This window comes from Parvimonas sp. D9 (genome assembly GCF_035282565.1).
Classification (GTDB): domain Bacteria; phylum Bacillota; class Clostridia; order Tissierellales; family Peptoniphilaceae; genus Parvimonas; species Parvimonas micra.
The window spans coordinates 59,846-86,053 of the sequence record NZ_JAYKBM010000003.1 but is presented as its reverse complement, the minus strand read 5'-3'; the positions used below and the strand labels follow the sequence as shown (position 1 = coordinate 86,053).

General features: G+C 31.0%; 30 protein-coding genes and 1 tRNA gene. 30 read left to right on the top strand and 1 reads right to left on the bottom strand.

The window, feature by feature from the left end; genetic code table 11:
- The gene (fabZ, locus tag VJI94_RS04085) at positions 1-432 is read left to right on the top strand and encodes a 3-hydroxyacyl-ACP dehydratase FabZ (protein ID WP_324008434.1); all 432 of its coding nucleotides are present in this window, start codon (positions 1-3) and stop codon (positions 430-432) included.
- A 14-nt stretch (positions 433-446) separates the two neighbouring features.
- Here the strand turns inward: fabZ and VJI94_RS04080 are convergent, their stop codons facing one another.
- On the bottom strand, positions 447-1,217 hold the full coding sequence (locus VJI94_RS04080) for a biotin--[acetyl-CoA-carboxylase] ligase (protein ID WP_324008432.1): 771 nt from the start codon (positions 1,215-1,217) through the stop codon (positions 447-449).
- Between the two features lie 106 nt (positions 1,218-1,323).
- On the opposite strand from VJI94_RS04080, the gene VJI94_RS04075 reads away from it, so the two are divergent.
- From VJI94_RS04075 to rsxA, 29 genes are all read left to right on the top strand, one after another.
- On the top strand, positions 1,324-1,869 hold the full coding sequence (locus tag VJI94_RS04075; protein WP_004832788.1) for a MarR family winged helix-turn-helix transcriptional regulator: 546 nt from the start codon (positions 1,324-1,326) through the stop codon (positions 1,867-1,869).
- Between the two features lie 100 nt (positions 1,870-1,969).
- Positions 1,970-2,254, top strand: a complete 285-nt coding sequence (gene gatC, locus VJI94_RS04070) for an Asp-tRNA(Asn)/Glu-tRNA(Gln) amidotransferase subunit GatC (RefSeq protein WP_324008431.1) — start codon at positions 1,970-1,972, stop codon at positions 2,252-2,254.
- Positions 2,254-3,660, top strand: a complete 1,407-nt coding sequence (gene gatA / locus VJI94_RS04065) for an Asp-tRNA(Asn)/Glu-tRNA(Gln) amidotransferase subunit GatA (RefSeq protein WP_324008430.1) — start codon at positions 2,254-2,256, stop codon at positions 3,658-3,660. Before gatC ends, gatA begins: the two co-directional genes overlap by 1 nt.
- A 1-nt stretch (position 3,661) precedes the next feature.
- The gene (gene gatB, locus VJI94_RS04060) at positions 3,662-5,089 is read left to right on the top strand and encodes an Asp-tRNA(Asn)/Glu-tRNA(Gln) amidotransferase subunit GatB (RefSeq protein WP_324008429.1); all 1,428 of its coding nucleotides are present in this window, start codon (positions 3,662-3,664) and stop codon (positions 5,087-5,089) included.
- Positions 5,089-5,691: an RdgB/HAM1 family non-canonical purine NTP pyrophosphatase gene (rdgB, locus tag VJI94_RS04055; RefSeq protein WP_041954585.1), complete on the top strand. Its 603-nt coding sequence runs from the start codon at positions 5,089-5,091 to the stop codon at positions 5,689-5,691. The genes gatB and rdgB overlap by 1 nt, the downstream gene beginning before the upstream one ends.
- Positions 5,672-6,142, top strand: a complete 471-nt coding sequence (locus VJI94_RS04050) for a YfcE family phosphodiesterase (RefSeq protein WP_009354639.1) — start codon at positions 5,672-5,674, stop codon at positions 6,140-6,142. The genes rdgB and VJI94_RS04050 overlap by 20 nt, the downstream gene beginning before the upstream one ends.
- A 60-nt stretch (positions 6,143-6,202) precedes the next feature.
- Positions 6,203-7,234, top strand: coding sequence for a S66 peptidase family protein (locus tag VJI94_RS04045; RefSeq protein WP_324008427.1), 1,032 nt, complete (start codon positions 6,203-6,205; stop codon positions 7,232-7,234).
- A 4-nt stretch (positions 7,235-7,238) separates the two neighbouring features.
- Positions 7,239-7,556, top strand: a complete 318-nt coding sequence (locus VJI94_RS04040; RefSeq protein ID WP_324008426.1) for a nitrous oxide-stimulated promoter family protein — start codon at positions 7,239-7,241, stop codon at positions 7,554-7,556.
- A 413-nt stretch (positions 7,557-7,969) separates the two neighbouring features.
- Positions 7,970-8,296 carry a hypothetical protein gene (locus VJI94_RS04035; protein ID WP_324008424.1) on the top strand — a complete coding sequence of 109 codons (327 nt, stop codon included), beginning with the start codon at positions 7,970-7,972 and terminating at the stop codon, positions 8,294-8,296.
- A complete protein-coding gene (locus VJI94_RS04030) occupies positions 8,283-10,226 on the top strand; it encodes a V-type ATP synthase subunit I (protein ID WP_324008423.1) in 1,944 nt (647 codons plus the stop codon). The genes VJI94_RS04035 and VJI94_RS04030 overlap by 14 nt, the downstream gene beginning before the upstream one ends.
- Before the next feature lie 45 nt (positions 10,227-10,271).
- Entirely contained in the window at positions 10,272-10,757 is a 486-nt protein-coding gene (locus tag VJI94_RS04025) for a V-type ATP synthase subunit K (RefSeq protein ID WP_004832798.1), read from the top strand.
- A 34-nt stretch (positions 10,758-10,791) separates the two neighbouring features.
- Positions 10,792-11,343, top strand: a complete 552-nt coding sequence (locus VJI94_RS04020) for a V-type ATP synthase subunit E (RefSeq protein ID WP_004832799.1) — start codon at positions 10,792-10,794, stop codon at positions 11,341-11,343.
- A 13-nt stretch (positions 11,344-11,356) separates the two neighbouring features.
- Positions 11,357-12,343 carry a V-type ATP synthase subunit C gene (locus VJI94_RS04015; RefSeq protein ID WP_324004102.1) on the top strand — a complete coding sequence of 329 codons (987 nt, stop codon included), beginning with the start codon at positions 11,357-11,359 and terminating at the stop codon, positions 12,341-12,343.
- A complete protein-coding gene (locus tag VJI94_RS04010) occupies positions 12,336-12,644 on the top strand; it encodes a V-type ATP synthase subunit F (protein ID WP_004832801.1) in 309 nt (102 codons plus the stop codon). The genes VJI94_RS04015 and VJI94_RS04010 overlap by 8 nt, the downstream gene beginning before the upstream one ends.
- A 16-nt stretch (positions 12,645-12,660) precedes the next feature.
- Positions 12,661-14,430: a V-type ATP synthase subunit A gene (locus tag VJI94_RS04005; RefSeq protein WP_029950019.1), complete on the top strand. Its 1,770-nt coding sequence runs from the start codon at positions 12,661-12,663 to the stop codon at positions 14,428-14,430.
- Positions 14,423-15,799, top strand: a complete 1,377-nt coding sequence (locus VJI94_RS04000) for a V-type ATP synthase subunit B (RefSeq protein WP_041954576.1) — start codon at positions 14,423-14,425, stop codon at positions 15,797-15,799. Before VJI94_RS04005 ends, VJI94_RS04000 begins: the two co-directional genes overlap by 8 nt.
- Positions 15,800-15,812: 13 nt before the next feature.
- Positions 15,813-16,448 (top strand): V-type ATP synthase subunit D, encoded by a 636-nt coding sequence (locus VJI94_RS03995; protein WP_324008422.1) that lies wholly within the window; start codon positions 15,813-15,815, stop codon positions 16,446-16,448.
- A gap of 591 nt (positions 16,449-17,039) precedes the next feature.
- Positions 17,040-17,336, top strand: coding sequence for a DUF1292 domain-containing protein (locus VJI94_RS03990; RefSeq protein WP_029950025.1), 297 nt, complete (start codon positions 17,040-17,042; stop codon positions 17,334-17,336).
- Positions 17,337-17,390: 54 nt separating this feature from the next.
- Positions 17,391-18,251 (top strand): Cof-type HAD-IIB family hydrolase, encoded by an 861-nt coding sequence (locus VJI94_RS03985; protein WP_269755347.1) that lies wholly within the window; start codon positions 17,391-17,393, stop codon positions 18,249-18,251.
- The gene (locus VJI94_RS03980; RefSeq protein ID WP_324004107.1) at positions 18,241-18,687 is read left to right on the top strand and encodes a peroxiredoxin; all 447 of its coding nucleotides are present in this window, start codon (positions 18,241-18,243) and stop codon (positions 18,685-18,687) included. Before VJI94_RS03985 ends, VJI94_RS03980 begins: the two co-directional genes overlap by 11 nt.
- Entirely contained in the window at positions 18,681-19,628 is a 948-nt protein-coding gene (locus VJI94_RS03975) for a TIGR01212 family radical SAM protein (RefSeq protein WP_324008421.1), read from the top strand. Before VJI94_RS03980 ends, VJI94_RS03975 begins: the two co-directional genes overlap by 7 nt.
- Positions 19,628-20,290 (top strand): L-serine ammonia-lyase, iron-sulfur-dependent subunit beta, encoded by a 663-nt coding sequence (sdaAB, locus tag VJI94_RS03970; protein WP_041954570.1) that lies wholly within the window; start codon positions 19,628-19,630, stop codon positions 20,288-20,290. The genes VJI94_RS03975 and sdaAB overlap by 1 nt, the downstream gene beginning before the upstream one ends.
- Before the next feature lie 8 nt (positions 20,291-20,298).
- The gene (gene sdaAA / locus VJI94_RS03965) at positions 20,299-21,180 is read left to right on the top strand and encodes an L-serine ammonia-lyase, iron-sulfur-dependent, subunit alpha (protein ID WP_278553700.1); all 882 of its coding nucleotides are present in this window, start codon (positions 20,299-20,301) and stop codon (positions 21,178-21,180) included.
- A gap of 26 nt (positions 21,181-21,206) precedes the next feature.
- Positions 21,207-21,292, top strand: a tRNA-Leu gene (locus tag VJI94_RS03960).
- A gap of 350 nt (positions 21,293-21,642) precedes the next feature.
- On the top strand, positions 21,643-22,968 hold the full coding sequence (gene rsxC / locus VJI94_RS03955) for an electron transport complex subunit RsxC (RefSeq protein WP_324008420.1): 1,326 nt from the start codon (positions 21,643-21,645) through the stop codon (positions 22,966-22,968).
- Positions 22,969-22,978: 10 nt separating this feature from the next.
- The gene (locus VJI94_RS03950; RefSeq protein ID WP_324008419.1) at positions 22,979-24,430 is read left to right on the top strand and encodes an RnfABCDGE type electron transport complex subunit D; all 1,452 of its coding nucleotides are present in this window, start codon (positions 22,979-22,981) and stop codon (positions 24,428-24,430) included.
- The gene (locus tag VJI94_RS03945; protein ID WP_004832817.1) at positions 24,430-25,008 is read left to right on the top strand and encodes an RnfABCDGE type electron transport complex subunit G; all 579 of its coding nucleotides are present in this window, start codon (positions 24,430-24,432) and stop codon (positions 25,006-25,008) included. The genes VJI94_RS03950 and VJI94_RS03945 overlap by 1 nt, the downstream gene beginning before the upstream one ends.
- Before the next feature lie 10 nt (positions 25,009-25,018).
- The gene (gene rsxE, locus VJI94_RS03940) at positions 25,019-25,633 is read left to right on the top strand and encodes an electron transport complex subunit RsxE (RefSeq protein ID WP_004832818.1); all 615 of its coding nucleotides are present in this window, start codon (positions 25,019-25,021) and stop codon (positions 25,631-25,633) included.
- Positions 25,633-26,208, top strand: a complete 576-nt coding sequence (gene rsxA, locus VJI94_RS03935; RefSeq protein WP_004832819.1) for an electron transport complex subunit RsxA — start codon at positions 25,633-25,635, stop codon at positions 26,206-26,208. The genes rsxE and rsxA overlap by 1 nt, the downstream gene beginning before the upstream one ends.

The following is a 26,208-nucleotide window of genomic DNA, read 5'->3' as shown; positions in this document are numbered from 1 at the left end:
ATGGTTTATAATTCAAATGAAATTCAAGAAATAATACCACATAGATATCCGTTTTTACTAGTAGATAGAATTGACTATATAAATGAAGAAAAGACAGAAATAGTTGGGACAAAATGTGTCAGCGCAAATGAAATGCAATTTATGGGACATTTTCCAAATAAACATGTTATGCCGGGTGTTTTAATTGTCGAAGCTTTGGCACAAACAGGCTGTGTTTTATTGCTTAGTAAAGAAGAAAACAAAAATAAAATTGGTTATTTTGCAGGGATTAATAAAATGAGATTTAAACAAATGGTTTTACCTGGAGATGTACTAACTTTAAAAGTAAAACTTGTGAATAACAAAGCAAATATTTACATTGCAGAAGTTTGTGCAATGGTTGAAAATAAAACTGTTTGTAGTGGGGAAATAATCTGTTCAGTTGGGAATTAAAAAATAAGTATAAGTTATCTTATACTTATATCAGAACTTATTAATTTGATGATTTTTTCTTGTTCTTGGACTATTAATGCACCGTTGTCCTCAATATCTATCGCTTTTGCAAAGAATTGTCTATCATTTTGAATTACGGTAATGTCTTTTCCAAGAACATAAGAATTTTCTTTGTAAAGGTCGAGATAGTTTTTATTATCTATAAAATATAAATCAAAAAAGTTGATTATTTCAGAAATTAATTCATTTCTTGAAATTTTAATATTTGTATTATTTTCAATAGATGTAGCAATGTTTTTTAAACTTGGTGGGAAGTCGAATTCTTTTACATTTATTCCTATTCCAACAATCATATTGTCAATTATATTGTTATTTAGGTTGATTTGACTTTCGCAGAGAATTCCTCCAACCTTTAAATCATTTAAAATTATATCATTGACCCATTTTAGTTTTACATCTAAATTATAGACGGATTTTATTGCTGAAAGAACAGCAACACTAGTTAAAATTGTTATTTTTAAAGACTCTTCAATTAAACAATTCGGATTAATTAAAATAGACATATATATTCCAGTATCTTTATTAGATATAAATTGCCTATCATTTTTTCCGTAACTATTAGTCTGTTCATTACTTATTACAATAGTACCATAATTTTTTTCGTTTATCTTTGATTTTAAATACTTATTTGTTGAATCAATACTATCAAAAATTTCAATATTATGTTTATACTTTAGATTTTTTTGAATTTCTTGTATATTTAAGTTGTTTTGTAAATTTTTCATATATTAATTATACATAAATTTTAGAAAAAAACAACTAGACTGAGTTTTTATATTGACTAAAGTAAAATACTGTTATATACTTTTAATATAAGTTAGGAGGGTAAAAATGGCTGAAAGTAACACAAGACAAACGTTAAATGAATTATTAGTAGATTTGTTTAATTTTATATTATATATACAGGAAAAATATATGAAAGAAAAAGGTGTGCCTTTGACAATGTATGAAGTTCATTTGCTTGAAAATGTTTCAAAGATTAAAAATAACACAATAGGTAATATCGCAGATGCTATGTTAGTTACAAAGGGAACTCTTTCAGTTAATGCCAGTAGACTTATAAAAAAGGGATATTTAACAAAATATGTTGATAAAGATGATAGAAGAGTTGTTAGAGTTGAAATAACAGATAAGGCTAAAGAAGTTTTGAAAATACATGATGAATTCCATGAAAATTTAATTGATCGTGCATTAGAGGACTTAAATTTATCAGATAATGAAGTTTTAAATAAAAGTTTTGAATCCATTTTGAATTATTTTAAAACAGAATATAAGAAAATGAGTCAAAAAAATGATGAGCCTAAAGTTAAGGAGACAAAATTTAAAAAGATTAAGAAATTAAATAGGATAAAAGGAAAGATTAAGGATAATATTTAGATGAAAAATAGAGGTTGTTTCGTTACAGCCTCTTTTGTTTTTTTAGTCAAAATATGTTAAAATAATACATGATAATTAATATTTCAGATAGGAGATTTTTATGGTTAGTAAGGAAGAAGTAAAGAAAATTTATTATCTTGCAAACTTGAATGTAAAAGAAGAAGAACTTGATATTATTGCAAAAAAGTTCGACGATGTTCTAGTTTTTGCCAATGAAATTATGGAACTTGATACTTCAGATTGTGAAGCTCTAGAAATTGTTGTTGAACATAACAGTCCTTTGAGAGGAGATGTTGTTGAAGAAAGTATTTCAAGGGAAGATGCACTTTTGAATGCAAGTGACAAAGAGTATGGATATTTTAGATTGCAAAGGGTTGTGAAATAATGGATATTTTAAGTATAAGAGAAGATTTTATCAGTGGTAAGGTGGATTTGATTTCATTTTATACTGATGTTATAAAGAGAATTGAAGATAAAAAAGATTTGAATATTTTTCTTGACTTTTCTAAAGAAAAAATTATGGAAAGAGTTAAATTTTTAAATAATAAATTAAAAAATAAAGAAAAATTGGGCTCTCTTTTTGGAGTTTCAGTTTCCGTTAAAGATAATATTTTAGTTAAAGGATATAAGAGTACTTGCGGTTCAAAAATTTTGGAAAATTATAATCCGATTTTTAATGCTACAATTATTGATAGACTTTTGAAAGAAGATGCTGTTATTCTAGGAAAAGTTAATATGGATGAATTTGCAATGGGGGGTTCAGGAGAGACTTCTTATTTTGGAGCAACAAAAAATCCACTTGATGAAAGTTTAATTCCCGGTGGTTCATCTTCAGGTTCTGCAAGTAGTGTAAGTGCTGACCTTGCTATGATTAGTTTAGGATCCGATACAGGTGGTTCTGTTAGAAATCCTGCATCATTTTGTGCTTGTGTAGGATATAAACCTACTTATGGAATGATTTCAAGATATGGAGTTGTTTCTATGGCAAGTAGTTTAGATCAAGTAGGAATTTTATCAAGTGATGTTAAATCAATTTTGCCTGTTTTAAATACAATTGGCGGTTTGGATAAAATGGATGCAGTTACAATGAGAGACGCTGTAGATATTAAGGAAGATAGTGATTTTTCTTTAAAGGGAATTAAAATTGCGACAGTTTCAAATATTGAAAGCTATGAAATTGATGATATTGTTTTAAATGATTATAAAAAGGCAATTGAAAATTTAAAAAATCAAGGAGCTATAATCGAAGAAGTAGATTTTAAATATATTAAGCATTCTACAAATGTATATAATGTTATTATGAGCTCTGAAGTTTCAAGTAATATGTCAAGATTTGACGGTATCAGATATGGATATAGGACTGAAAATTATGACTCAACAAGAGAACTTTTCACAAATACTAGAAGTGAAGGTTTTGGAGAAGAAGTTCAAAGAAGAATTGCAATGGGAACTTTCTATCTTGCAAGTTCAAATAATCAAGCTCTTTACAAAAAAGGCTTGGAAGTTAGAGACTTGATAAGTAAAGAAGTTAATAAAGTGCTTTCAGAATATGATTTTATTTTAACTCCTACAACAACTTGTCTACCAAGCAAGATTGGAGCAGAAAAGGACAATGCTTTAAAATCTTATGCAGGGGATACTTTTAATGTGCCTGTGAATTTTGCCGGGCTTCCTGCTATTTCCATTCCTTTAAATCTTAAAAAAATTGGTGGAAGTGTTCAATTTATAGGTAAGAGATTTGATGATGAAAGATTATTAAATCTTGCAATGAATTTTGAAAGGGGGCTTTAATATGAGTTTAAAAACAATAATAGGACTTGAAATTCACGTTGAGTTACAAACTGATACAAAAATGTTCTGTGGTTGTAAAAATGAATATGGTTGTCCTCCAAATACTAATGTTTGTCCTATTTGTTTAGGTCATCCGGGAACTCTTCCAAGAATAAATAAAAGAGCGATTGAATATGCAATAATGGCAGGGAATGCTTTTAATTGTGAAATTTCTATGGATATGAAAATGGATAGAAAAAAATATTTTTATCCAGACTTGGTTAAGGGCTATCAAATAACTCAAGAGAGAACTCCTATTTGTAAAAATGGATATATAGAAATTGAAACTGAAAATGGAGTGAAGAAACTTAGACTACAAAGAATTCATATTGAAGAAGATACAGGAAAGTCAATTCATAATGAAAATGGACATACTCTAATGGACTATAACAGAGCGGGAGTTCCATTAATTGAAATTGTATCTGAGCCTGACATGAACAGTCCTGAAGAGGCTATTGCCTTTTTGACAAACTTAAAAGAAACTATAAAATATCTTGGAATTTCAGATGTTAAAATGGAAGAAGGCTCACTTCGTTGTGATGTAAACTTAAATGTAGTTGATGAAGAAAGTGGATTTAAGACAAAAATTACTGAAATTAAAAATCTAAATTCATTTAAGGCTGCACTTCGTGCTATGGAATATGAACAAAAAAGACATATAGAAAATGTTAAAAACAAAATTGTCGGAGAAAAAGAGACAAGACGTTGGGATGAGTCAAAACTTGAAACTATAATTATGCGTCATAAAGAAGAGGGAAATGATTATAGATTTAGTGTTGAGCCTGATATTCCATATATCAAACTTGAAAAAGACTTTGTTGAAGCCATTAATGAAAAAATGCCGGAGCTTCCAAAGAATAAGAAAAATAGATTTTTAAATGAATACAAACTTTCAGAATATGATGCGAATGTATTAACTCAAAATAAATATTTATCTGAATATTTTGAAAGAGTAGTTAAAAAAGTTGATGATGCAACTCTTGTTTCAAACTGGTTGCTTTCTGATGTTTTAAGAAGAATTAAAGATTTGGAAATTGAATTTGAAGAAATTCCTTTAAATATTGAATCTTTTGCAACTCTTTTAAAATTAGTTAAAGAAAATAAGATAAATGCAAATGTCGGAAAAAAACTTCTTAGAGAATTATTTGAAAAAGGAGACTTTGATCCACTAAAAGTTGTTGAAGAAAGAGGATTAATTCAAATTTCAGATGACAGTGCATTGATTGAAATAGTTGAAGAAGTTCTAAAAAATAATCCATCTTCAATAGAGGACTATAAAAATGGAAAAGACAGAGCATTAGGATTTTTGATGGGACAATGTATGAAGGCTTCAAAAGGTAAAGGAAATCCACAAAAATTCAATGAATTGATTTTAGAAAGGTTAGTTTAATGAAAAAGGTAGCACTATCTACGGATAACAAAAATAAAGTCAAAGAAATGCTTGCAATTTTAAGTAAATATGATTTTGAAATAGTAACTAAAAGCGAATTGGGTGTAACTGAAGAATTTGAAGAAATCTATGATACACTTGAGGAAAATTCAAAGCTAAAAGCTGAAAAGCTAAGAGAATATTGTTCTTTTGCTGTTTTAGCTGATGATACAGGACTTTTTGTAAATGCTTTAAATGGAGAACCTGGAGTGCTATCTGCAAGATATGCAGGAGAACATGGGAATAGTGAAGCAAATAGAGAGAAACTTTTAAAAAATCTTGAAGGGAAGTCCGATAGAAGTGCATATTTTAAAACTGTAATTGTCTTTGTTGATGAAAATGGAAAAGAATTTATAGCAAAGGGAATTTTAAAAGGAACTATTTCGGAAGTCGAAAGAGGAGAAAATGGCTTTGGATATGACAAGATTTTTATTCCTGAAAATATGGAAAAGACTTTGGCTGAAATCAGTTCAGAGGAAAAAAATAAATTTAGTCATAGAAAAAGAGCATTAGAAGATTTAAAAAATATTTTAGGTGATAGATATGATAGTAGCGGTTGTTAGTGATACTCATGGAATTGTACTTCCTGTTGCATACAGTTTGCAAAGAAATAAGGTGGATGTTGTTCTTCATCTTGGAGATAATGTAGAAGATGCAAGAAAAATAGAACAGATAACAGGTATGGAAGTTTATGTGGTTGCTGGAAATTGTGATGAAAATTCCAAAGACACTCCGGAAGATTTAGTTTTAGAGATTAGAAGAAAAAAATTCTTTCTGACGCATGGACACAATTATAATGTTAACAATGGAATTGATAAAATAGTTGAGAAAGCTAAAGAATTAGGGGCAGATTATGCTCTTTTTGGGCATACTCATGTTCATTTAAGAGAAAAAGTTGATGGAATAACAGTTTTAAACCCAGGTAGTACTACTATGCCAAGACAGGGAGATACAAAGGGATATTATATCGTAAACTTAATTGAAAAAAGTGTAAATAGAATAAATTTAAAATAATCGGCTTTATAACCGACCATTTGGTCGGTTCTTTAGCTGATTTTTTCTATGGAGGAATATATGAGAGTAAGAAAAATAGGAATAGTAAGTTTATCCAGTGGGGTATTAGGAGAAGATTTTGTTTTACATGAAGTTAAAATTGGAATTGAAAGGCTAAAAGAATATGGAATTGAAGTTGAATTTTTACCTAACTCTAAAAAGGGAATTGAATTTATAAAAAATAGCCCGGAAGCAAGGGCGAAAGATTTAATAAAAGCTTTTAAAGATGATTCAATAGATATGATATTATGTGCGATAGGTGGAGATGATACTTATAGATTATTGCCTTATTTGTTTGAAAATAATGAATTAAAAATGGCAGTAAAGCAGAAAATATTTTTAGGTTTTTCCGATACTACAATGAATCATTTTATGCTTAACAAAGTAGGGATAAAAACATTTTATGGACAGGCATTTTTACCCGATGTTTGTGAATTGTCAAATGAAATGCTACCATATTCAAAGCGTTTCTTTGAAGAATTGATTAATACCGGAAAAATTAAAGAAATATATCCAAGCGATGTTTGGTATAATGAGAGAGAAGACTTTAGTGAAAAAGCTATAGGAATTTCTATGAAAGAACATCAAAATAGAGGATTTGAATTATTAAGAGGGAATGCAAAATTTGAAGGTCAAATATTGGGAGGATGTCTTGAAACGATATTTGATATTTTTGATAATTCAAGATATGAAGATACAGTATATCTTTGTCAAAAATATAATTTATTTCCAAGTTTAAATGAGTGGAAAAATAAAATCTTGCTTCTTGAAACAAGTGAAGAAAGACCTAAACCTGAGCTATTTAGAAAGATGATTCTTAAACTTCAAGAATATGGAATATTTGATGTTATTTCAGGTTTGATTATAGGAAAGCCACAAAACGAAGAATATTATAATGAGTATAAACAAATTATTCTTGATGAAATAAGAAATAAAAATTTGTCCATTGTATATAATATCAATATTGGGCATAGCACTCCAAGATGTATTATTCCTTTTGGAGTAAATGCAAAAGTAGATATTGAAAGACAAATTATAGAATTTAAAGAATAAAGATATGAAAAAAAGTATTGAAAAGAAAAGAGATAGAGAGAAAAAAGTAATAACTGAAATGGTGAAATTGTATTGTAAGAAAAATCACAAAAATGATAAATTATGTGATGAATGTAGGGATGTTTTAAATTATTCTTTAAATAGAATAGATAATTGTAAATACATGGATACAAAAACTTTTTGTTCAAATTGTAAAAAACCTTGTTATAGTCCTAAAATGAAAGAAAAAATAAAACAAATTATGAAATTTTCAGGACCTAGAATTTTATTTCATCATCCATTATTAGTTATTTCTCATATGTTAAGCAGATTTAAAAAATAAATAATATATCTTGTAACATAAAAAATTTTAATATAAAGGATATAAAGTGAAATATTGCCGTAAAAGTTGTTTTTTATTGAAATTTGAATATTTATTTAACATATTTCTTTTAGATTTATCATTGACTTTAATTTATTTTTATAATATATTTAACTCGGTAGGTTCTTGGGTAAAAGAAAAATAATTTATTATAAACTCTTTGTAAAAAATTAGTTGAAAAACTAAAAAAAAAAGTCTATAATAATCTTACGATTAAAGAGTAGGAGGGTTTTTTGTTTTTGAGAATCTTCTAACTTTATTTTAACGTAACAAATAAAATAGGTTTTAAATTTCATAAATTTTGCGAATTTATTATGAAAATATTATTTCTAAAATTTTATTTAAAATTCTATTTAAAATTAGGAGGTGATGAAATGACTACTGATGCTATAAACAGAGTTAAAGAAGCAGAACTGGAAGCAAAATCTTTAGTTGATGCAGCTAAACTAGAAGCTACGAATTTGAAAAAAACTTCAGGAAAGGAATGTGGTGCAATTTCTGATAAAGTTATAAACGAAGCAAATAAAAAAGCTGATGAAATCAAATTAGGATTAATCAATGAGGGTGAAATGTTAGCAAAACCTGTTATTGAAAAAGCTAAAAGGGAAGTTGAGCACATTAAGTCTGTTGACGATAAAAAGTTAGAATCTGTGGTTAATTCAATAGTAGAGAGGATTGTGAGTGTAAATGGCAATAGTTAAGATGAAGAAATTCACTTTATTTGCTTTTGAAGCCGAAAGAAAGCGATTGTTAGAAGAACTTCAAAGATTTGGTTATGTAAACTTTTCAAAATCCGACTCTATTGAACAATTTGATTATCTTAAAGATGTGGAAGTATCTACTCTAGATAATAATTATATTGAAGAATCCACAAGAATTAAATGGATGATTGATTATGTAGGGAGATTTATCGAAAAGGAAAAAGGTTTATCCGCTTTGAAAAAGGGTCCCGTTGTTTATACATTTAGTGAACTTGAAAAAGAAGCTAGTTCTTATGATTACATTCCGGATTTTAATATTTTGAGTGAAATAAGTAAAAAGGTAGATTCGAATAATCAAAGATTAACAGCTATAGATAATACAATCAAAGAATTATCACCATGGAAATCTATTAAAGAACCTATTGACGACTTAAATTCATTTAAAAAATCAAAATTCATTATGGGATATTTACCGACTAAGAATCTTGAAAAATTTAAGACATCTACTGTAGATTTAAAATTTACATATTTTGAAGAAGTAGATATAGTTGGAAAAAATTCATATTGTATTATCTTCACTAATGAGTTGGAAAAAGAAATGGCTCTTGAAAATTTAAGATTAAATGGTTTTTCTGAAGTTAATCTTGAATTTAAAGGTGTGGTTTCTGAAGAAATCGAAAAGTTGGAAGCTGAAAAGAAAATATTAGAAGATGATAATTCTAAGTTGACTGAAGAAATTAAAAAATTTACTGTTAATATTCAAAAGATGCAAAGTGTTTATGAATATTATCAAAATTTAGCTCTTAGAAATACAGTTGTTTCTAATTTTAAAGCTACAGAGAAGCTGGATATTATTCAAGGCTATATACCTGCTGATAAAGAGGCAAATTTCAAAGCTTTACTTGAAAAAGTTTCAGCATTAAAGATATATTTGGAAATTGAAGATGCAAAAAAGGATGACCCTAACGTTCCAATCATCCTGAAAAACAATAAGATAGCATCACTTTTTGAATCAGTTACAAATATGTATGCTCTACCAAAATATGATGAGGTTGATCCAACGTTTATATTATCAATATTTTATTGGATATTCTTCGGAATGATGGTTGCAGATTTTGCTTATGGATTAATTTTATGCATAGGTTCGGGGATAGCTTTAAAGATGTTTAAGTTTAATTATTCGACAAAAAAATTCTTAAAATTTTTCTTCGCACTTAGTTTTTCAACTATGATATGGGGATTGATATACGGTTCGGCTTTTGGAGATTTGATTACTTTACCAACTCAAATATTGGATTCGTCAAAAGATTTTATGACGGTTTTGATATTGTCTTTAGCATTTGGAGGAGTACATTTAGCTTTCGGCTTGGGAATGAAAGCTTATGTTCTAATTAAAAACGGAAAACCTATGGATGCATTCTACGATGTATTTCTTTGGTACTTGACTTTGACATCTGTTATTTTGGTTATTATTGGTAAAGCAATAACAATGCCTAAGATAGTAAATACAATAGCTTTTTATGGAATGATAGTTGGTATGTTAGGGATTATTGCATTTGGAGCCAGAGATTCAAAAAGTATTGCCGGAAGAATTGCTGGTGGATTGTATTCACTTTATGGAATAACATCTTATATAGGAGATTTTGTTTCATATCTTAGACTTATGGCTCTTGGACTTGCAGGTGGTTTTATTGCAGTTGCAATCAACATAATTGTAAAAATGCTTGTAAGTGGAGGAATTGTAGGAATAATTTTTGGAGTGATAGTTTTTGTATTTGCTCAAGCATTTAATATATTCTTAAGTTTTCTATCAGCTTATGTTCATACTTCAAGACTTATGTATGTAGAATTTTTCAGTAAATTTTACGAAGGTGGAGGAAAAGCATTTAAGAAATTTAGAAGTGATAACAAATATATAGAAGTAAAATAATTCTAAAATAAAAAAATAAAAAACAAACGAAAAGGAGATTTTGTAATGAAAGAATTTATGGCTGTATTAGCACAAAATGGCGGAGTTGTATTTGGTATATTAGGAGCGGCACTTGCTGTATTACTAGCGGGACTTGGTTCTGCAAGAGGTGTTCAAATGGCAGGGGAAGCTGCTGCTGGATTAGTTATTGATGAACCTGAAAAATTTGGTAAGGCAATGGTATTGCAATTATTGCCGGGTACACAAGGACTTTACGGATTTGTAATAGGTCTTTTCATCATGTTTAAATTAAGAGTAGATATGAGTCTAATTGAAGGTTTGTACTATGTTATGGTTTCACTACCTGTTGGTATTGTAGGTTTGAAATCAGCTTATTATCAAGCAAAAGTTGCTGTTGCAGGTATTAATATCTTAGCTAAAAATGAAGAACATCAAACTAAAGGTATTATTCTTTCAGTAATGGTTGAAACTTACGCAATCTTAGCATTTGCAATGTCATTCTTATTACTTTCAAGCGTTGCATTCAAATAAAAAGCATTAAATAAAATAAAAAGGATGTGGTTGAATGTCTAATTTGGACAATATTATAGATGAAATCCTTCAAGATGCTAAAAATGAATCTGAAAAAATAGTAGAAGATGCTAAAAGTGAAGTTGCGAATCTTGTTGGGAAAACAGAAAGTGAAGCTCAAAAAAATGCTGATAAGATTATTGAAAAAGCAAGAGTAGAGGGCGCACAATCAAAAGATAGAATAATTTCAAACTCAAGTTTAACAGCAAGAGATATGATTTTGGTTGCAAAACAAGAAATGATAAATAAAGTTTTTGAATTAACTAAAGAAAAATTAAAAACATTAAATCATGAAGATTATTTGAAATTTGTTGAAAATTCATTAAAGACTTTGGATGTTAAGGAAGATAGTGAAATTATTCTTACTGAAAGTGAAAAAAAACTTGCAGGAGAAAAGCTATTTGGAATTAAAGTTGCAAAAGAAACTGTTGAAAGTGGATTTTCATTAAAGAATGGAAAAATAATTTTAAACAATGAATTTTCAAGTTTAATTGATTTAATAAAGGAAGACTTGGAACGAGAAGTATCAATTAGATTATTTAGTTAATAGGAGGTGTGTTATGGATAGAGAAGATTTTATCCAATCAAGTGTTAGAATTCGTTATGCTGAGAAAAAACTCCTTACTAAACAACAACTTCAAAGGCTGGCTGATACAAAAAGTCTTGAAGATGCTATTAAGTTACTTAATGAAACTTCTTATTCAAGTGAAATTTCTAAGCTGGATAGACCTGAAAACTATGAAGAAGTTTTATCCGATGTTTTAAATAAAACATACAGAGATGTTACGGAAATTTCTCCTGATAAATCTTTAGTTGAGATACTTTCTTGCAAATATGATTATCACAATTTAAAAGTTTTGGTAAAAGAGCATATTTTAAAAGAAAAATTTGACTCAATGTATTGTATGTTAGATGAAAGTGGTATTGAAACATTTAGAGAATTAGCCTTGAAAAATGATGAGGGATTGTCAAAAGATTTTAAGGAATGTTTAGAATTTTATGATAAAACAAAAGACCCTCAAGATATTGACATTTTTATAGATAAAAAGTACTTTGAAAAAGTTTTGGGTTTGGCTGAAGAATTTAAACTTGATATGATTTCTGAATATTTTAGAGCAATGATTGATTTTATTAATCTAAGAACTTTTATAAGATGTAGAAAACAAAATCAAGTAAAAGAAACTTTAGAAAAAGTTTTAATAAAAGGTGGAGATATCGAAACTGAAAAGATTTTAGGAATGTTCTACGATGATATAGAAGTTTTACCTATTAGGTTTAAAGCTTATAAGATTGGTAGAGTTCTATCAAAAATTGTAGATGAATATAGGAATACTAGTTCTCTTAATAGTTTTGAAAAAAATATGGATGACTATTTAATTGAAATAGTAAGAAAAACTAAATCAATCCACTATGGAGCTGAAGTTATTTTTAGTTTTCTTTTTGCTAAAGAATTGGAAATTAAAAATTTAAGACTTATTTTAGTAGGAAAAGTCAATGGTTTATCTCCTGAATTTATAAAGGAAAGGTTGCGTGAAGTTTATGTATAAAATAGCTGTAATTGGCGATAAGGATTCTGTTCTTGCCTTTAGAGCTCTTGGAGTTCATGTTTTCACTGCAATTGAAGGTAATGATGCCAGAAGAATTATTGACAAACTAGCAAAAGAAGGATATGGGATTATTTATATTACTGAGCAATTGGCAAAAGATATTCCCGAAACTATTCAAAGATATAACAATGAAGTTATTCCAGCAGTAATTTTAATACCTAGCAACAGAGGTAGTTTGAATATAGGCTTAGAAAATATCAACAAGAATGTTGAAAAAGCTGTTGGATCAAATATATTATAGAAAGCGAGGGCTTATATTGAAAGTCGGTAAAGTTATTAAAGTTTCCGGACCTCTTGTAGTTGCAGAAGGAATGGAAGATGCGAACGTATATGATGTTGTTGAAGTTTCTGATAATAAGCTCATTGGAGAAATTATAGAAATGAGAGGTGATAGAGCCTCAATTCAAGTTTATGAAGAAACTACAGGTATTGGACCTGGAGATGATGTTTATTCAACAGGTAGTCCACTTTCTATTGAACTTGGACCTGGAATGTTAGAACAAATGTTTGACGGTATACAAAGACCTCTTGAAGCTTTACAAGCGAAAGCAGGAGATTTCCTTTTAAGAGGAGTAAGTGTATCACCTTTAGATAGAGAAAAAAGATGGGATTTTGTTCCAACAGTAAATGTTGGTGATGAAGTTTCAGAGGGAAATATAATCGGAACAGTTCAAGAAACAACAGTTGTTTCACATAAGATTATGGTTCCTCCAGCTGTAAGTGGTAAAATTGTTGAAATTTTACCTGGTTATCATACAGTTGATGAAATAATTTGTAAAATAGAAACTGATGATGGAATTAAAGAATTAAATATGATTCAAAAATGGCCGGTACGTCGTGGTCGTCCATATTCAAGAAAATTGGACCCAATTAGACCACTTGTAACAGGTCAAAGAATCATTGATACATTTTTCCCAGTTGCAAAAGGGGGAGCTGCAGCAATTCCGGGACCTTTCGGTTCAGGAAAAACAGTAGTTCAACACCAACTTGCTAAATGGGCAGATGCAGAAATAGTAGTTTATGTAGGTTGTGGAGAACGTGGAAACGAAATGACAGACGTTCTTATGGAATTCCCTGAAATTTTAGACCCTAAGACTGGTCAATCACTTATGAAAAGAACAGTTCTTATAGCTAATACTTCAAATATGCCGGTTGCTGCTCGTGAAGCTTCAATCTATACAGGTATTACTATCGGAGAATACTTTAGAGACATGGGATATTCAGTTGCACTTATGGCTGACTCAACTTCTCGTTGGGCAGAAGCACTTCGTGAAATGTCCGGTCGTCTTGAAGAAATGCCCGGTGATGAAGGATATCCAGCATATCTTGCATCCAGAGTTGCAGACTTCTATGAAAGAGCTGGTTATGTAAAATGTCTAGGTGAAGATAGAGAAGGTGCTTTAACAGTAATTGGAGCGGTTTCTCCTCCGGGTGGAGATATTTCTGAACCGGTTTCACAAGCTACTCTTAGAATTGTAAAAGTATTCTGGGGACTTGACTACGCATTATCTTATAGAAGACATTTCCCTGCTATTAACTGGTTGAATTCTTATTCATTATATCAAGATAAGATGGATAAGTTTATGGATGAAAGTATTGATAGAAAATTCTCTGCACATAGAATACAATCAATGGCACTTTTACAAGAAGAATCAAATTTGCAAGAAGTTGTTCGTCTTGTAGGTAGAGATTCACTTTCAGAAGCGGATCAATTAAAGCTAGAAGTTGCTAAGTCTTTAAGAGAAGATTTCTTACAACAAAATGCTTTCCACGAAGTTGATACTTATTGTTCTCTTCCAAAACAATTCAAAATGTTAAATCTTATTTTAGGTTTCTATGATGAAGCAAAAAAAGCTTTAGATGCAGGAGTATATCTTGATGAAATTTTAAAGATTGAATCTCGTGAAGGAATATCAAGAAGTAAAAACATTTCCGAAAATGAATTGGAAAAGTTTGATGAATTATTCGAAACAGTTAAAGCCGATATAGAAAAATTAATAAGCGAAGGAGGTAACTCTAATGCTTAAAGAGTATAAGACAGTAAAAGAAGTAGTAGGACCTTTGATGGTTGTTGAAGGTGTTGAAGGTGTTAAATACGAAGAATTAGTTGAAGTTAGAGTTCAAAACGGAGAAAAGAGAAGAGGGAAAGTTCTTGAAATTGATGGCGATAAGGCAATGGTTCAATTGTTTGAAGGTTCAGCAGGAATTAACTTAAGAGATACATCTTGTAGATTTTTAGGTCATCCTCTTGAACTTGGAGTTTCTGAAGATATGATAGGAAGAATTTTCGACGGCCTTGGTAATCCTATCGATAAGGGACCAAAGATTATTCCTGAAATGAAGATAGATATTAACGGTTCTCCAATCAATCCTGTATCAAGAGATTATCCTTCAGAATTTATTCAAACAGGTATTTCTACAATAGATGGACTTAATACATTAGTTAGAGGACAAAAATTACCTATATTCTCAGGTTCAGGGCTTCCACATAACAATGTAGCTGCGCAAATTGCCAGACAAGCAAAAGTACTTGGTAGTGGAGAAAAATTTGCCGTAGTATTTGGAGCAATGGGAATTACTTTTGAAGAAGCACAATTCTTTATTGATGATTTTACAAAGACAGGGGCCATAGACAGAGCAGTATTATTTATGAATTTAGCAAATGACCCTGCAATCGAAAGAATTGCAACACCTCGTATGGCTCTTACCTGTGCTGAATATTTAGCATTTGAAAAGGGAATGCATGTTTTGGTAATCTTAACTGACCTTACAAATTATGCAGAAGCACTTCGTGAAGTTTCTGCAGCAAGAAAAGAAGTTCCGGGACGTCGTGGCTATCCGGGATATCTATATACTGACCTTTCAACAATTTATGAAAGAGCCGGAAGACTTAAAGGTAGACCGGGATCCATTACACAAATTCCTATTTTAACAATGCCGGAAGATGACATCACCCATCCAATACCTGACCTTACAGGATATATAACAGAAGGACAAATTATTCTTTCAAGGGAATTATATAAACAAGGTATTCAACCTCCAATTTTTGTAATTCCTTCATTATCAAGACTTAAGGATAAAGGTATCGGTAAAGGAAAGACAAGAGAAGATCATGCAGATACAATGAACCAAATCTATGCTGGTTATGCATCAGGTAGAGAGGCTCGTGAATTGGCAGTAATCTTGGGTGAATCAGCATTGTCAGAAGCAGATAAAGCTTTTGCAAAATTCGCAGACGCTTTTGATAAGAAATATGTTGACCAAGGATATGATACTAACAGAACGATAGAAGAAACTTTAAACTTAGGTTGGGAATTATTAAGTATAGTTCCAAGAACAGAACTTAAGAGAATTAGAGAGGAATATATTGATAAATATTTAGGAAAGACAGAATAAAGGGGAGATATAGATGGCAAAGCTAAATGTAAATCCTACACGTATGGCTCTTTCTAATCTCAAAGGAAGACTTGTAACTGCTAAAAGAGGTCATAAACTTCTTAAAGATAAACAAGATGAACTTATGAGAAGATTTATTGAAATGATTAGAAAAAACAAAAAACTTCGTCTTGAAGTTGAAGAAGAACTCTCAAACTCATTTAAATCTTTTCTTTTAGCGAGTGCTGTTATGAGTCCTGAATTTTTGGAAGAAGCTGTGGCGTTTCCAAAAGAACAGGTATCCGTTGCCATTGAAACAAAAAATGTAATGAGTGTAAATATTCCTAAAATGAAATTTGACAGAACAGAATCAAGTGGAGCAATATTTCCTTATGGATATGCTCAAACATCCTCTGAACTTGACGATGCAATTTTAGAATTACATTCAGTAATGGATAAGCTATTAGAACTTGCAGAAGTTGAAAAAGCTTGTCAGTTAATGGCAGATGAAATTGAAAAGACTCGTAGAAGGGTAAATGCTCTTGAGTATAGAACAATTCCTGATTTGGAAGAAACAATTAAATTCATCAGAATGAAATTGGATGAAAATGAAAGGGCTACTATTACAAGACTTATGAAAGTTAAGGATATAATAGCTAAACAAGTATAGAAGAATTTAGTAACTAAAGTTGAGGAGTACAATTAAAAAAGTGCTCCTTAATTTTTTTATTATAGAATGAGAAATTTAATGAATGACATAATATATAGTGTATTGAGAGTTTGTAAAATGTTCATTTATTTGACATTTTTTATAGAGAAAGAATTTATCACCTAGAATTGATATTATAGGCTACCAAATGATAACAAAAAAAGTAAAGAATTTTTGTAAAATTGTGGATAAGTTGAATAACTTGTGGATAAGTGGATATTTTGGGTTTTGTTTTGTGGATAACTTTTATAAAAATGTGGGATAACTTTCAATTTTTTGTAGGAAATTGGGAAAAATTTGTTTATTTTAACATTATCAATAAGAACCTCACCCTTCCACGATGCTTTGCATCGGGTGGGTGCCCGAGAACCTTGTTGCTTCGCAATAAAAAAATTGTGAATAAAATATTTTTTAAAAAATATTTTAAAAAGCTATGTTTTTTTTGAAAAATGTGGTATCATTATTGTAGATATGTGTTTCATAATTTTATGAGAAGTATCTTTATCGATTTAGAAAGTTAGAATTTTTAAAATTTTAAGGAGGACATACACAATGGAAGAAAATAAAGGTTGTGGCTGTGGCTGTGGTTGCGAAGAAGAAATGGAAGCTGAATTATTAGTTTTTGAAAACGAAGATGGAAAAGAAGAGACTTTTGAAGTTATAGGAGTTTTTGAAGTTGAAGAAAAAGAATATATAGCACTTCAAAGTCAAGAAGATGGAAGTATCTTACTTTGCAAATATATAGAAAAAGAAGACGGAGAATTTGAAGTTGAAGAAATTGAAGACGACGAAGAATTCGAAAAAGTTTCTGATGCATTTGATGCTTTGGTTGAGGAAGACGACGAATAGGATTAGTCTATGAAGTGCCGTTATCGGCACTTTATTTTTTTGAAAGAGGTATTTATGTTAAAAGCGGTTTGTTTAGATTTAGATGGAACTTTGTTAGATGATGACAAAAAAATATCACCACGGAGTTTTAGATTATTGGACAATTTAATTGGAAATGGTATAGAGGTTGTAATCGCTACAGGTAGACATTTTTATATGGCATCAGGCTTTTTACAACCTTTAAAGAGAGATATTATGGTATGTGCAAATAATGGAGCTATGAGTAGATTTAAGGAATCCAGTAAGTTGGTCAATGTTGAATATATAAATAATTCCAAATTCTTGGGAGTTTATAATAAAGCCTTAGATTGTGGAATGAATCCTTATGTTTATGTGGATTCTTTTGTCGACGGCTATCATCTCGCTATAAAAGACGGGCAACCTCCAAAAAGTCATTTTGAAGAAAATATTGCAGACAAAAAGATTGCCACAGATAGTATTAGATATTTTAGTCAAGTTGATATGAATTCTTTAGAAACTGTTTTATGTATAGCATTTTTAGATCAAAAGGAAAAGATTGATGAGTTCTACGGATTATTCAAGGATGAACATAATTTGGTTAAAAATAGGTATTTTGTTCCAAATGGGAAAAAAGTTTTGGAATTTCAATCTGAAAAAGCGGATAAATGGGTTGCTATAACTAATTATCTTAAGAGCAAGAATATTGAACTTTCAGACGTTGTATCTTTTGGTGATGAGTTTAATGATAAATCTATGATTAAAAATTCGGGAATTGGTTTTGCGATGAAAAATGGAATTGATGAATTAAAGTCTTTGACCAACAATATTACCGAATTTACAAATAATGAAGATGGAGTATATTTCGAGTTGAAAAAATTATTTAAAGATGTTTTAGGAGAAAAAAATGGCTTGTAATTTAAAGTTTAATGGAATAGATGGAGAATTTTCTTTAGATAAGTTTAAAGGAAAAAAGATAGTATTATATTTTTATCCAAAGGATAATACTTCAGGTTGCACTTTGGAAGCTATTCAATTTAGCGAACTTAAGGATGAATTTGAAAAGTTAGATGCCGTTATTATCGGTATTAGTAAAGATTCTCTTGCCAGTCATAAGAAGTTTATTGAAAAACACAATTTAACTGTCGAGTTGGTTTCTGATGAAGATATTTCAATTCAGAAGTATTTTGACGTTTGGAAATTAAAGAAAATGTATGGAAAAGAGTATATGGGAACTGTAAGATCCACTTTTATTTTGGATGATAAGGGAAATATTTTAAAAGAATTTAGGAATGTAAAGGTTAAAGACCACGCTATAAAAGTTTTAGAATCGTTGAAGGAATTACAATGTTAGAGGAAGATTTTTATAGAACATATTCAAAATATCTTAAAGATATTTATGGAGAAAAAGTTTATAAACTACCTGTCAAACTCAATTTGAGCTGTCCTAACAGGGATGGTAATATTGCAACAGGCGGTTGTATTTTTTGTGGAGAAGAAGGTGGTTCTTTTGAAAATTGTCATATTTCTATGTCCGTAAGAGAACAAGTTTTGAAAAATAAGGCTTATATTTCAAAAAAGTATAATGCAAAAAAATTTATTGTCTATTTTCAAAATTTTACTAATACATATCTTGGAATGGAAGATTTTAAAAAGATGATTGAAGATAGCATTGTTGATGAAGACATAATTGGGATTTCTCTGTCAACAAGGCCAGACTGTATTTTAGAAGAGCAATTGTTATTCTTAAAGGATTTTCAAAAGAATAGAAATTTAGAAATAGACTTTGAACTTGGGCTACAGACTGTAAATTATAGAACTTTAATAAAACTAAACAGAGGTCATACTTTAGCTGAATTTATAAATGCTGTTAATTTAATTCACAAATTCGGCTTTAGAGTTTGTACTCATATTATTGTTGGGTTACCCTGGGATGATGAGCTGGATATGGTGGAGTCTGCAAAGATTTTATCTGCTCTCAAAGTTGAAGAGGTTAAATTACATTCCCTATATATTGTAAAAAATACAGTTTTAGGAGAAATGTATTCAAAAGGTGAAATAGAATTAATAAGTAGGGCAAAATTTATTGACTTAGTTATTTCTTTTTTAAGAAATCTTGACGAAAAAATAATTTTACAAAGACTGCTTGGCCGTGTTCCTGAAGAAAATAGTTTGTTTTGTAATTGGAATACGAGTTGGTGGAAAATTAGAGATGAAATTTTAGAAAAAATGGAGAAAAATAATTTTAGACAGGGAGATTTGTTTAATAATTTTGAAGGAGTAGTGAAAAAATAATGAAAAACTATGGACTTTTTGACGTTATAGGTCCTATAATGATTGGGCCTTCAAGTTCTCATACTGCCGGAGCCTGTAGGCTTGGACGAATTTCAAAAATTATTTATGCGAGAGACATAAAGAAAGTAATTTTTCATTTACATGGAAGTTTTAAAAATACATATCAGGGTCATGGAACTGATAAGGCTTTAGTTGGTGGAATATTAGGATTTGATACGGACGATGATAGAATAAGAGAGTCTTTAGATATTGCAAAAAGTAGAGGAATAGAATTTTCTTTTGTTCCTATGGATTTGTTATTTGCTCATCCGAATACTGTTAAGACTGAATTTATTGATCCAAATGGAGAGAGTTTTTACGTTATTGGTTCTTCAATTGGTGGTGGTGCCATTGAAATTACAAATATTAATGGGGTTGACGTTAAATTTGGAGGGGTGTATAATACAATAATCCTTAAATACAATGACAGATATGGAATGATTGCACAGGTAAGCACAATTTTAGCTGAAAATAAGATAAATATAGGCAGTTTAGTTATGAACAGAGAAGATGGCGTTGCGTCTGCAATTATGGAAATTGACGGTGGAATTGACGAAATGGCTATTTATAGAATAAGTAAATTGCCAGACATGTTGGAATGCATGATTTTAAAACCGTTATAGGAGGTTATATGATTTCTTCAGGAGCACAATTATTACGATTATGTAAAGAAAAAAATAAAAAAATTAGTGAAATTGCATTAGAACATCAACTGGAAGAAATGGATATAACAAAAGAAGAACTCTTAAAGATGCTTAGGGAAACTTATGAAGTAATGAAAGCATCTGCATCGGATGTTATAACTAATGATAAAATCAATCCATTTAAAATAACAGGTGGAAATGCAAAGAAAATTTTAAGATATGCACAAAGTGGGAAAAGTATTTTGGGAGAGTCAATGGTGACTGCGATTGCTAGAGGTTTTTCAACTTCAGAATTAAATGCGGGTATGGGAAAAATCGTAGCTGCACCGACTGCAGGAGGTGCAGGAATTTTACCGGGTAGTCTTTCTTGGATTCAAGATAAATATAATTTTACTGATGATGAAATGCTGATGGCGCTTTTAGTTTCCGGAACAATTGGGAGAATTATTGCTACAAATGCGACAATTTCCGGAGCAGAGGGCGGTTGCCAAGCAGAATGCGGAGCGGCAACTGCAATGAGTGCAGCAGCAATTGTAGAATTGCATGGCGGAACTCCCGAACAATCTTTGATAGCTGCATCTTTTGCAATGCTTATGGTATTAGGTCTGGTTTGTGATCCGGTTGCAGGACTTGTAGAATTTCCTTGTGCACTTAGAAATGGTTCAGGAACAATTAACGCATTGGTAGCAAGTGATATTGCGCTTGCGGGAGTTGAATGTATAGTGCCTTTTGACGAGGTTGTTCAAGCTATGTATGAAGTTGGAAACGCCCTACCTGAAACATTGAGAGAAACAGCTTTAGGTGGATGTGCTGCTTGTCCATCCGCAAAAAAAATGGAATGTAAAGTATTTCCAAATAGATTAAGTTAATAACGGGCTTTTTAAGTCCGAATTATGCAGAAATGGTGGAACTGGTAGACACGCTATCTTGAGGGGGTAGTGAGCAAAGCTTGTGAGGGTTCGAATCCCTTTTTCTGCACCAACTCCGTTAGTTATACTAGCGGAGTTTTTTGTGGTCAAAAAACAATAATTAAAAGGTATTTAATTGATACAAAGCATTGATAGAATGAATTTTTATTTAAAAACTAACGGATATTTATTGTTAAACAAAATAATCAATAAAGAATATCTATATTGAAATTAAAAACATTTTATAAATTTTAATCATTTTACTGTCCGATTTTAAATTGACATTGGAGTAAAAATGTTGTAAAATAATTGTGAATACAAGTTTTTAAAAAAATATTTTTCTGTACTCGCAATTTTTTTATGTTATTAATTTTGTTTATACAGAGATTTTAAAAATTGTGATATTAAAAAGAGGTGAATGAGGTGAGTGTGAACACTTTTAAAGGTGGAAAGCATATCCATGACTTTAAAGAGTTGACTAATTCGAAACCTATTAATTTTGGTTTTGTACCAAAGATAGTAACCATACCTCTATCACAACACTCAGGGGCACCCGCTACTTGTTTGGTTAGCAAAAATGATTTAGTAAAAGTTGGACAGAAAATTGGCGAAGCATCAGCTTTTATTTCTGCAAATGTACATTCAAGTGTTAGTGGGAAAGTTAAATCTATTGATGAGATTATGACTGCGACAGGTGTTGTGTGTCAAGGAGTAACTATCGAAAATGACGGTTTGGATGAATTGGGATATGAAGAAAAGAATTTAACTATTGATGAAGTAAGCGCAACAGACATAATAGACGCCATAAAAGAAGCCGGAATTGTCGGACTTGGAGGCGCAGGATTTCCTACTCATGTTAAGTTGACAGCTAGAGAAGGGCAAATTACAGACTACATAATAATAAACTGCGCTGAATGTGAGCCATATTTAACAAGTGATCAACTTATGATGGAATTATATCCTGAAAAAGTTGTTATGGGACTTTTACTTGCAATGAAGGCAATGGGAGCGAAAAAAGGTATTTTAGGTATTGAAGATAATAAACCGCTTGCTATTGACAAGTTGAAAGAAGCGTCAAAGTCTTATCCTGAGGTAACTGTAAGTGTTGTAAAGACTAAATATCCTCAAGGAGATCAAAAAAGACTTATTCAAGCTACAACAGGAGTAGTTGTACCTTCAGGAGCTTCTACTTCTGCAGTTGGTATAAGAGTAGTAAATGCTAATACTGCCATTGCAATTAATGATGCTGTCTTACATGGGAAACCACTATATGAAAAGTTGGTTACTATGACGGGTCACGCACTAAAAGAACCACAAAATGTTATGGTTAGAGTAGGATCAAAAGTTTCAGATATTGTAGAATTTATTGGAGGGTATTCAAGTGAACCGGGAAAAATTATTTCCGGCGGTCCAATGATGGGTGAAACACAATATACTCCTAATGTTACTACAGGAAAGGCTATGGGTGGACTACTTTTTATGACTCAGGAAGAAAGCGCACCTAAAGCTGTAAGTCCTTGCATAAGATGTGGAAGATGTGTTGATATTTGTCCTGTGTACTTACAGCCTTTGTATTTACAGCTATATACCTTGAAAAATCGAGTTGGAGAGGCGGAAAAATTACATTTAATGGATTGTATTGAATGTGGTTCCTGCTCATATATTTGTCCGTCAAACAGACCTTTAGTTGAAACTATCAGACTTGGAAAAGCTGAAGTAAGAAAACAAGGTAAAGGAAAGAGAGCATAAGGAGGGTACTATGGACGAAAAAGATTTAAAAGTTGAAGTCCCTTCTGAATTAGAAAATGGAACGGACGTTAAGACTAACGAAGAGGTATCTGAAAATGTTGCAGAAGTAAAAGAAGCAGAAACTGAAAAGGTTGAAACAGCTTCAACTACTGAAGAAACAAAATCAGAAAGACCTGTTAGAGAAAGAAGAGAAAGAGCTTCCAGAGAACCTAGGGAAAGAACTGAAAGACCTGTAAGGGAAAGAAAATCAAGAGTTGTCTCTGATGATGTATCAACAAGTTCTGAAACAGTAGAAAATTCAGAATCAGGAGAAGAAGTAAAAACAGAAAGACCTGTTAGAGAAAGACGTGAAAGAGCTCCTAGAGAACCTAGAGAGAGATCAGAGCGTCCTGCAAGAGAGAGAAGAGAGAGATCAACTGAAACTAGTGATGCTTCAGAAGGAAGACCTACAAGAGAAAGAAGAGAAAGACCTGCAAGGGGTGGACGTAACGAAGAACCTCAAATGAAGTTATTTGTAGGATCGTCTCCTCATATAAGAAGTGAGGCAACGGTAAGTACCGTTATGAGAGATGTTGTTATAGCTTTGATACCAACTTTGCTTGCCGGAATTTATTTCTTTGGTTTTAGGGCATTATTAGTTACATTGGTATCAGTAATTTTTGCGGTGGGGTCAGAATACATTTACGAAAAATTGACACATAGACCAATTACTATAAAAGATTATTCAGCGGTAATTACCGGAATGCTTTTAGCTTTCAATGTACCGGTTACTATTCCTTATTGGATGGTTGCACTTGGAAGTATGTTTGCCATTATAATTGTTAAACAATTATATGGTGGACTTGGAATGAACTTTATGAACCCTGCGCTTGCTGCAAGAGCTGCATTAATGGCGTCATTCCCAACAGCAATGGCAAATTATGTTGCGCCTAACTCAGGAATTTCAAATTTAATAAATTCCTCAACTTATTCTTCACTAGATGCTACAACTTTTGCTACACCTTTATCAAAAGGAACTCAAGTAAATTTTCTTGAAGCATTTATAGGTGTAAGAGGAGGCTGTATCGGTGAAGTTTCAACTATATGTTTATTAATCGGAGCCGGATATTTATTGTATAGAGGAGTTATTCAACTTAGAATTCCACTTGTATTTATATCCACAACTGCGGTTGTTTTAGCTCTTACAGGAACTCCTATAGCAAAATTGCCGATTCAACTTTTAATGGGTGGACTTATATTAGGGGCGTTCTTTATGGCTACTGATTATGTATCAGCTCCTGTTAATAGAAAGGCTCAAATATTTTTTGCTATTGGTTGCGGTATCATCACAGCACTTATAAGAAATTTCGGAAATTTGCCGGAAGGTGTAAGTTATTCAATTCTATTTATGAACATACTAACACCACTTTTGGAAAAATATTGTGTCCCTAAAGTTTTTGGAGAAGGGAGAGTTAAAAAGTAATGAAAGAAACTATTAAATTGACAGTCAGATTGTTTTTAATTACTGCAATTGCAGGTTTCGTTCTTGCATTTGCAAATAGTTTTACTTCTCCGGTTATTAAAGCAAGAGAAAAGGCTCAATATGAGGCAGCTTTAAAAGAGGTTTTTGCTGATGCAGATAAGTTTGAGACTGTTGAAGAAGGAAAACTTAATACAATAAAAACAAAGATAAAAAATATAGAAAAAATAGAGATTGCTAAGAAATCAGATAAAACTGTAGGCTATGTTTTTAAGACTTTAGGAAAAAATGGTTATGGTGGAGATATTTCAATGCTTATGGCTGTAAATATTGAAAATAAAACTATAGTTGGTTTCAAAGTTTTAAAACATAGCGAAACACCCGGACTTGGAAGCAGAGTAACAACTGATGAATATGCAAAAAGTGTTGTTGGAAATAAGGTTACTGAGCATCTAGTTAAAAATTTACATCCGGATGCAGATAATGATATTCAAGCGATAACAGGAACAACAATAAGTGTCAATGCGGTTTTAAACGGATTAAATGCCGCAATAGACGCATTACAAGAACTTGAGAAGTAGGAGGGATAATATGAAATTAAAAAAGATTTTCTTTGATGGTATATTTTCAAATAACCCTGTACTTGTTCAACTTGTTGGGATGTGTTCCGTATTAGCTGTAACAACAAGCGTTGTAAATGCAATAGGTATGGGTTCATCAGTAATATTTGTAGTAACTTGTTCAAACATTGTAATTTCGAGCCTTAGAAAATTTATTCCGGATAAAGTGAGAATACCCGCTTATGTAGTAATTATAGCTACATTCGTAACATTGGTACAAATGTTTTTATCAGCTTACATACCTGCATTATATGATAGTTTGGGACTTTTTATACCACTTATAGTAGTAAACTGTTTAATCTTAGCAAGAGCGGAGTCATTTGCATCAAAAAATACAGTTTTTTCATCAATGATAGATGGAATTGGACAAGGAATTGGTTTCACTTGTGCATTGATTGTACTAGCAAGTGTTCGTGAGATTTTGGGTAATGGAACTTGGTTAGGATTTCCAATTCTTGGAAAAAGTTATGTAAGTATAGGTGTTATTACACAAGCTCCGGGAGCATTTATTATTCTGGGACTTTTGGTAGCAGGATTTAATATGTTAAGTAGAAAAGTTAATGCTAAAAAAGAAGGAGGTAACTAATGGGTACAATATTAAAAATTTTAGTTGCATCAATTTTAGTAAATAACTATGTTTTGGGACAATTCTTGGGAATTTGTCCATTGATTGGTGTATCAAATAAAGTTGAAACTGCATTCGGTATGGGTATGGCGGTTACATTCGTAATTACAATTTCAAGTGCTGTAACTTGGATAATCCAAAAGACATTATTGGATACTTTAGGACTTGAATATTTACAGACAATCGTGTTTATACTTGTAATAGCGACTTTAGTACAATTTGTCGAAATGGTACTTAAAAAAATGAGTCCAAATCTCTATAATGCTTTGGGAGTTTTCTTACCACTTATAACAACAAACTGTGTAGTTTTAGGGGTTGCAATTACAAATATACAAAAAGAATATAATTTGTTAGAAACAATATTTAATGGTTTAGGAGCATCTCTTGGTTTTTTATTAGCCATTGTTTGCTTGGCTTCTATAAGAGAAAAATTGGAAGTAACAGAAGTTCCTAAAAATCTTGAAGGAGTTCCTCTTACATTAATTACCATTGGACTTATGTCTTTAGCATTTTATGGATTTGCGGGATTAGTATAG

What these genes read in the sequence shown, in the direction of transcription:
- VJI94_RS04045 (WP_324008427.1), top strand. Translation starts at nt 6,203, where the DNA reads ATGAGAGTAAGAAAAATAGGAATAGTAAGTTTATCCAGTGGGGTATTA.
- VJI94_RS03945 (WP_004832817.1), top strand. Translation starts at nt 24,430, where the DNA reads ATGAAAGAAACTATTAAATTGACAGTCAGATTGTTTTTAATTACTGCA.
- rdgB (WP_041954585.1), top strand. Translation starts at nt 5,089, where the DNA reads ATGAAAAAGGTAGCACTATCTACGGATAACAAAAATAAAGTCAAAGAA.
- gatC (WP_324008431.1), top strand. Translation starts at nt 1,970, where the DNA reads ATGGTTAGTAAGGAAGAAGTAAAGAAAATTTATTATCTTGCAAACTTG.
- VJI94_RS03990 (WP_029950025.1), top strand. Translation starts at nt 17,040, where the DNA reads ATGGAAGAAAATAAAGGTTGTGGCTGTGGCTGTGGTTGCGAAGAAGAA.
- VJI94_RS03980 (WP_324004107.1), top strand. Translation starts at nt 18,241, where the DNA reads ATGGCTTGTAATTTAAAGTTTAATGGAATAGATGGAGAATTTTCTTTA.
- gatB (WP_324008429.1), top strand. Translation starts at nt 3,662, where the DNA reads ATGAGTTTAAAAACAATAATAGGACTTGAAATTCACGTTGAGTTACAA.
- VJI94_RS04025 (WP_004832798.1), top strand. Translation starts at nt 10,272, where the DNA reads ATGAAAGAATTTATGGCTGTATTAGCACAAAATGGCGGAGTTGTATTT.
- VJI94_RS04010 (WP_004832801.1), top strand. Translation starts at nt 12,336, where the DNA reads ATGTATAAAATAGCTGTAATTGGCGATAAGGATTCTGTTCTTGCCTTT.
- VJI94_RS04080 (WP_324008432.1), bottom strand. Translation starts at nt 1,217, where the DNA reads ATGAAAAATTTACAAAACAACTTAAATATACAAGAAATTCAAAAAAAT.
- VJI94_RS04075 (WP_004832788.1), top strand. Translation starts at nt 1,324, where the DNA reads ATGGCTGAAAGTAACACAAGACAAACGTTAAATGAATTATTAGTAGAT.
- VJI94_RS04020 (WP_004832799.1), top strand. Translation starts at nt 10,792, where the DNA reads ATGTCTAATTTGGACAATATTATAGATGAAATCCTTCAAGATGCTAAA.
- VJI94_RS03950 (WP_324008419.1), top strand. Translation starts at nt 22,979, where the DNA reads ATGGACGAAAAAGATTTAAAAGTTGAAGTCCCTTCTGAATTAGAAAAT.
- fabZ (WP_324008434.1), top strand. Translation starts at nt 1, where the DNA reads ATGGTTTATAATTCAAATGAAATTCAAGAAATAATACCACATAGATAT.
- VJI94_RS04050 (WP_009354639.1), top strand. Translation starts at nt 5,672, where the DNA reads ATGATAGTAGCGGTTGTTAGTGATACTCATGGAATTGTACTTCCTGTT.
- sdaAB (WP_041954570.1), top strand. Translation starts at nt 19,628, where the DNA reads ATGAAAAACTATGGACTTTTTGACGTTATAGGTCCTATAATGATTGGG.
- VJI94_RS04030 (WP_324008423.1), top strand. Translation starts at nt 8,283, where the DNA reads ATGGCAATAGTTAAGATGAAGAAATTCACTTTATTTGCTTTTGAAGCC.
- VJI94_RS03985 (WP_269755347.1), top strand. Translation starts at nt 17,391, where the DNA reads ATGTTAAAAGCGGTTTGTTTAGATTTAGATGGAACTTTGTTAGATGAT.
- VJI94_RS03975 (WP_324008421.1), top strand. Translation starts at nt 18,681, where the DNA reads ATGTTAGAGGAAGATTTTTATAGAACATATTCAAAATATCTTAAAGAT.
- sdaAA (WP_278553700.1), top strand. Translation starts at nt 20,299, where the DNA reads ATGATTTCTTCAGGAGCACAATTATTACGATTATGTAAAGAAAAAAAT.
- VJI94_RS03995 (WP_324008422.1), top strand. Translation starts at nt 15,813, where the DNA reads ATGGCAAAGCTAAATGTAAATCCTACACGTATGGCTCTTTCTAATCTC.
- VJI94_RS04035 (WP_324008424.1), top strand. Translation starts at nt 7,970, where the DNA reads ATGACTACTGATGCTATAAACAGAGTTAAAGAAGCAGAACTGGAAGCA.
- VJI94_RS04000 (WP_041954576.1), top strand. Translation starts at nt 14,423, where the DNA reads ATGCTTAAAGAGTATAAGACAGTAAAAGAAGTAGTAGGACCTTTGATG.
- VJI94_RS04040 (WP_324008426.1), top strand. Translation starts at nt 7,239, where the DNA reads ATGAAAAAAAGTATTGAAAAGAAAAGAGATAGAGAGAAAAAAGTAATA.
- rsxA (WP_004832819.1), top strand. Translation starts at nt 25,633, where the DNA reads ATGGGTACAATATTAAAAATTTTAGTTGCATCAATTTTAGTAAATAAC.
- gatA (WP_324008430.1), top strand. Translation starts at nt 2,254, where the DNA reads ATGGATATTTTAAGTATAAGAGAAGATTTTATCAGTGGTAAGGTGGAT.
- VJI94_RS04015 (WP_324004102.1), top strand. Translation starts at nt 11,357, where the DNA reads ATGGATAGAGAAGATTTTATCCAATCAAGTGTTAGAATTCGTTATGCT.
- rsxE (WP_004832818.1), top strand. Translation starts at nt 25,019, where the DNA reads ATGAAATTAAAAAAGATTTTCTTTGATGGTATATTTTCAAATAACCCT.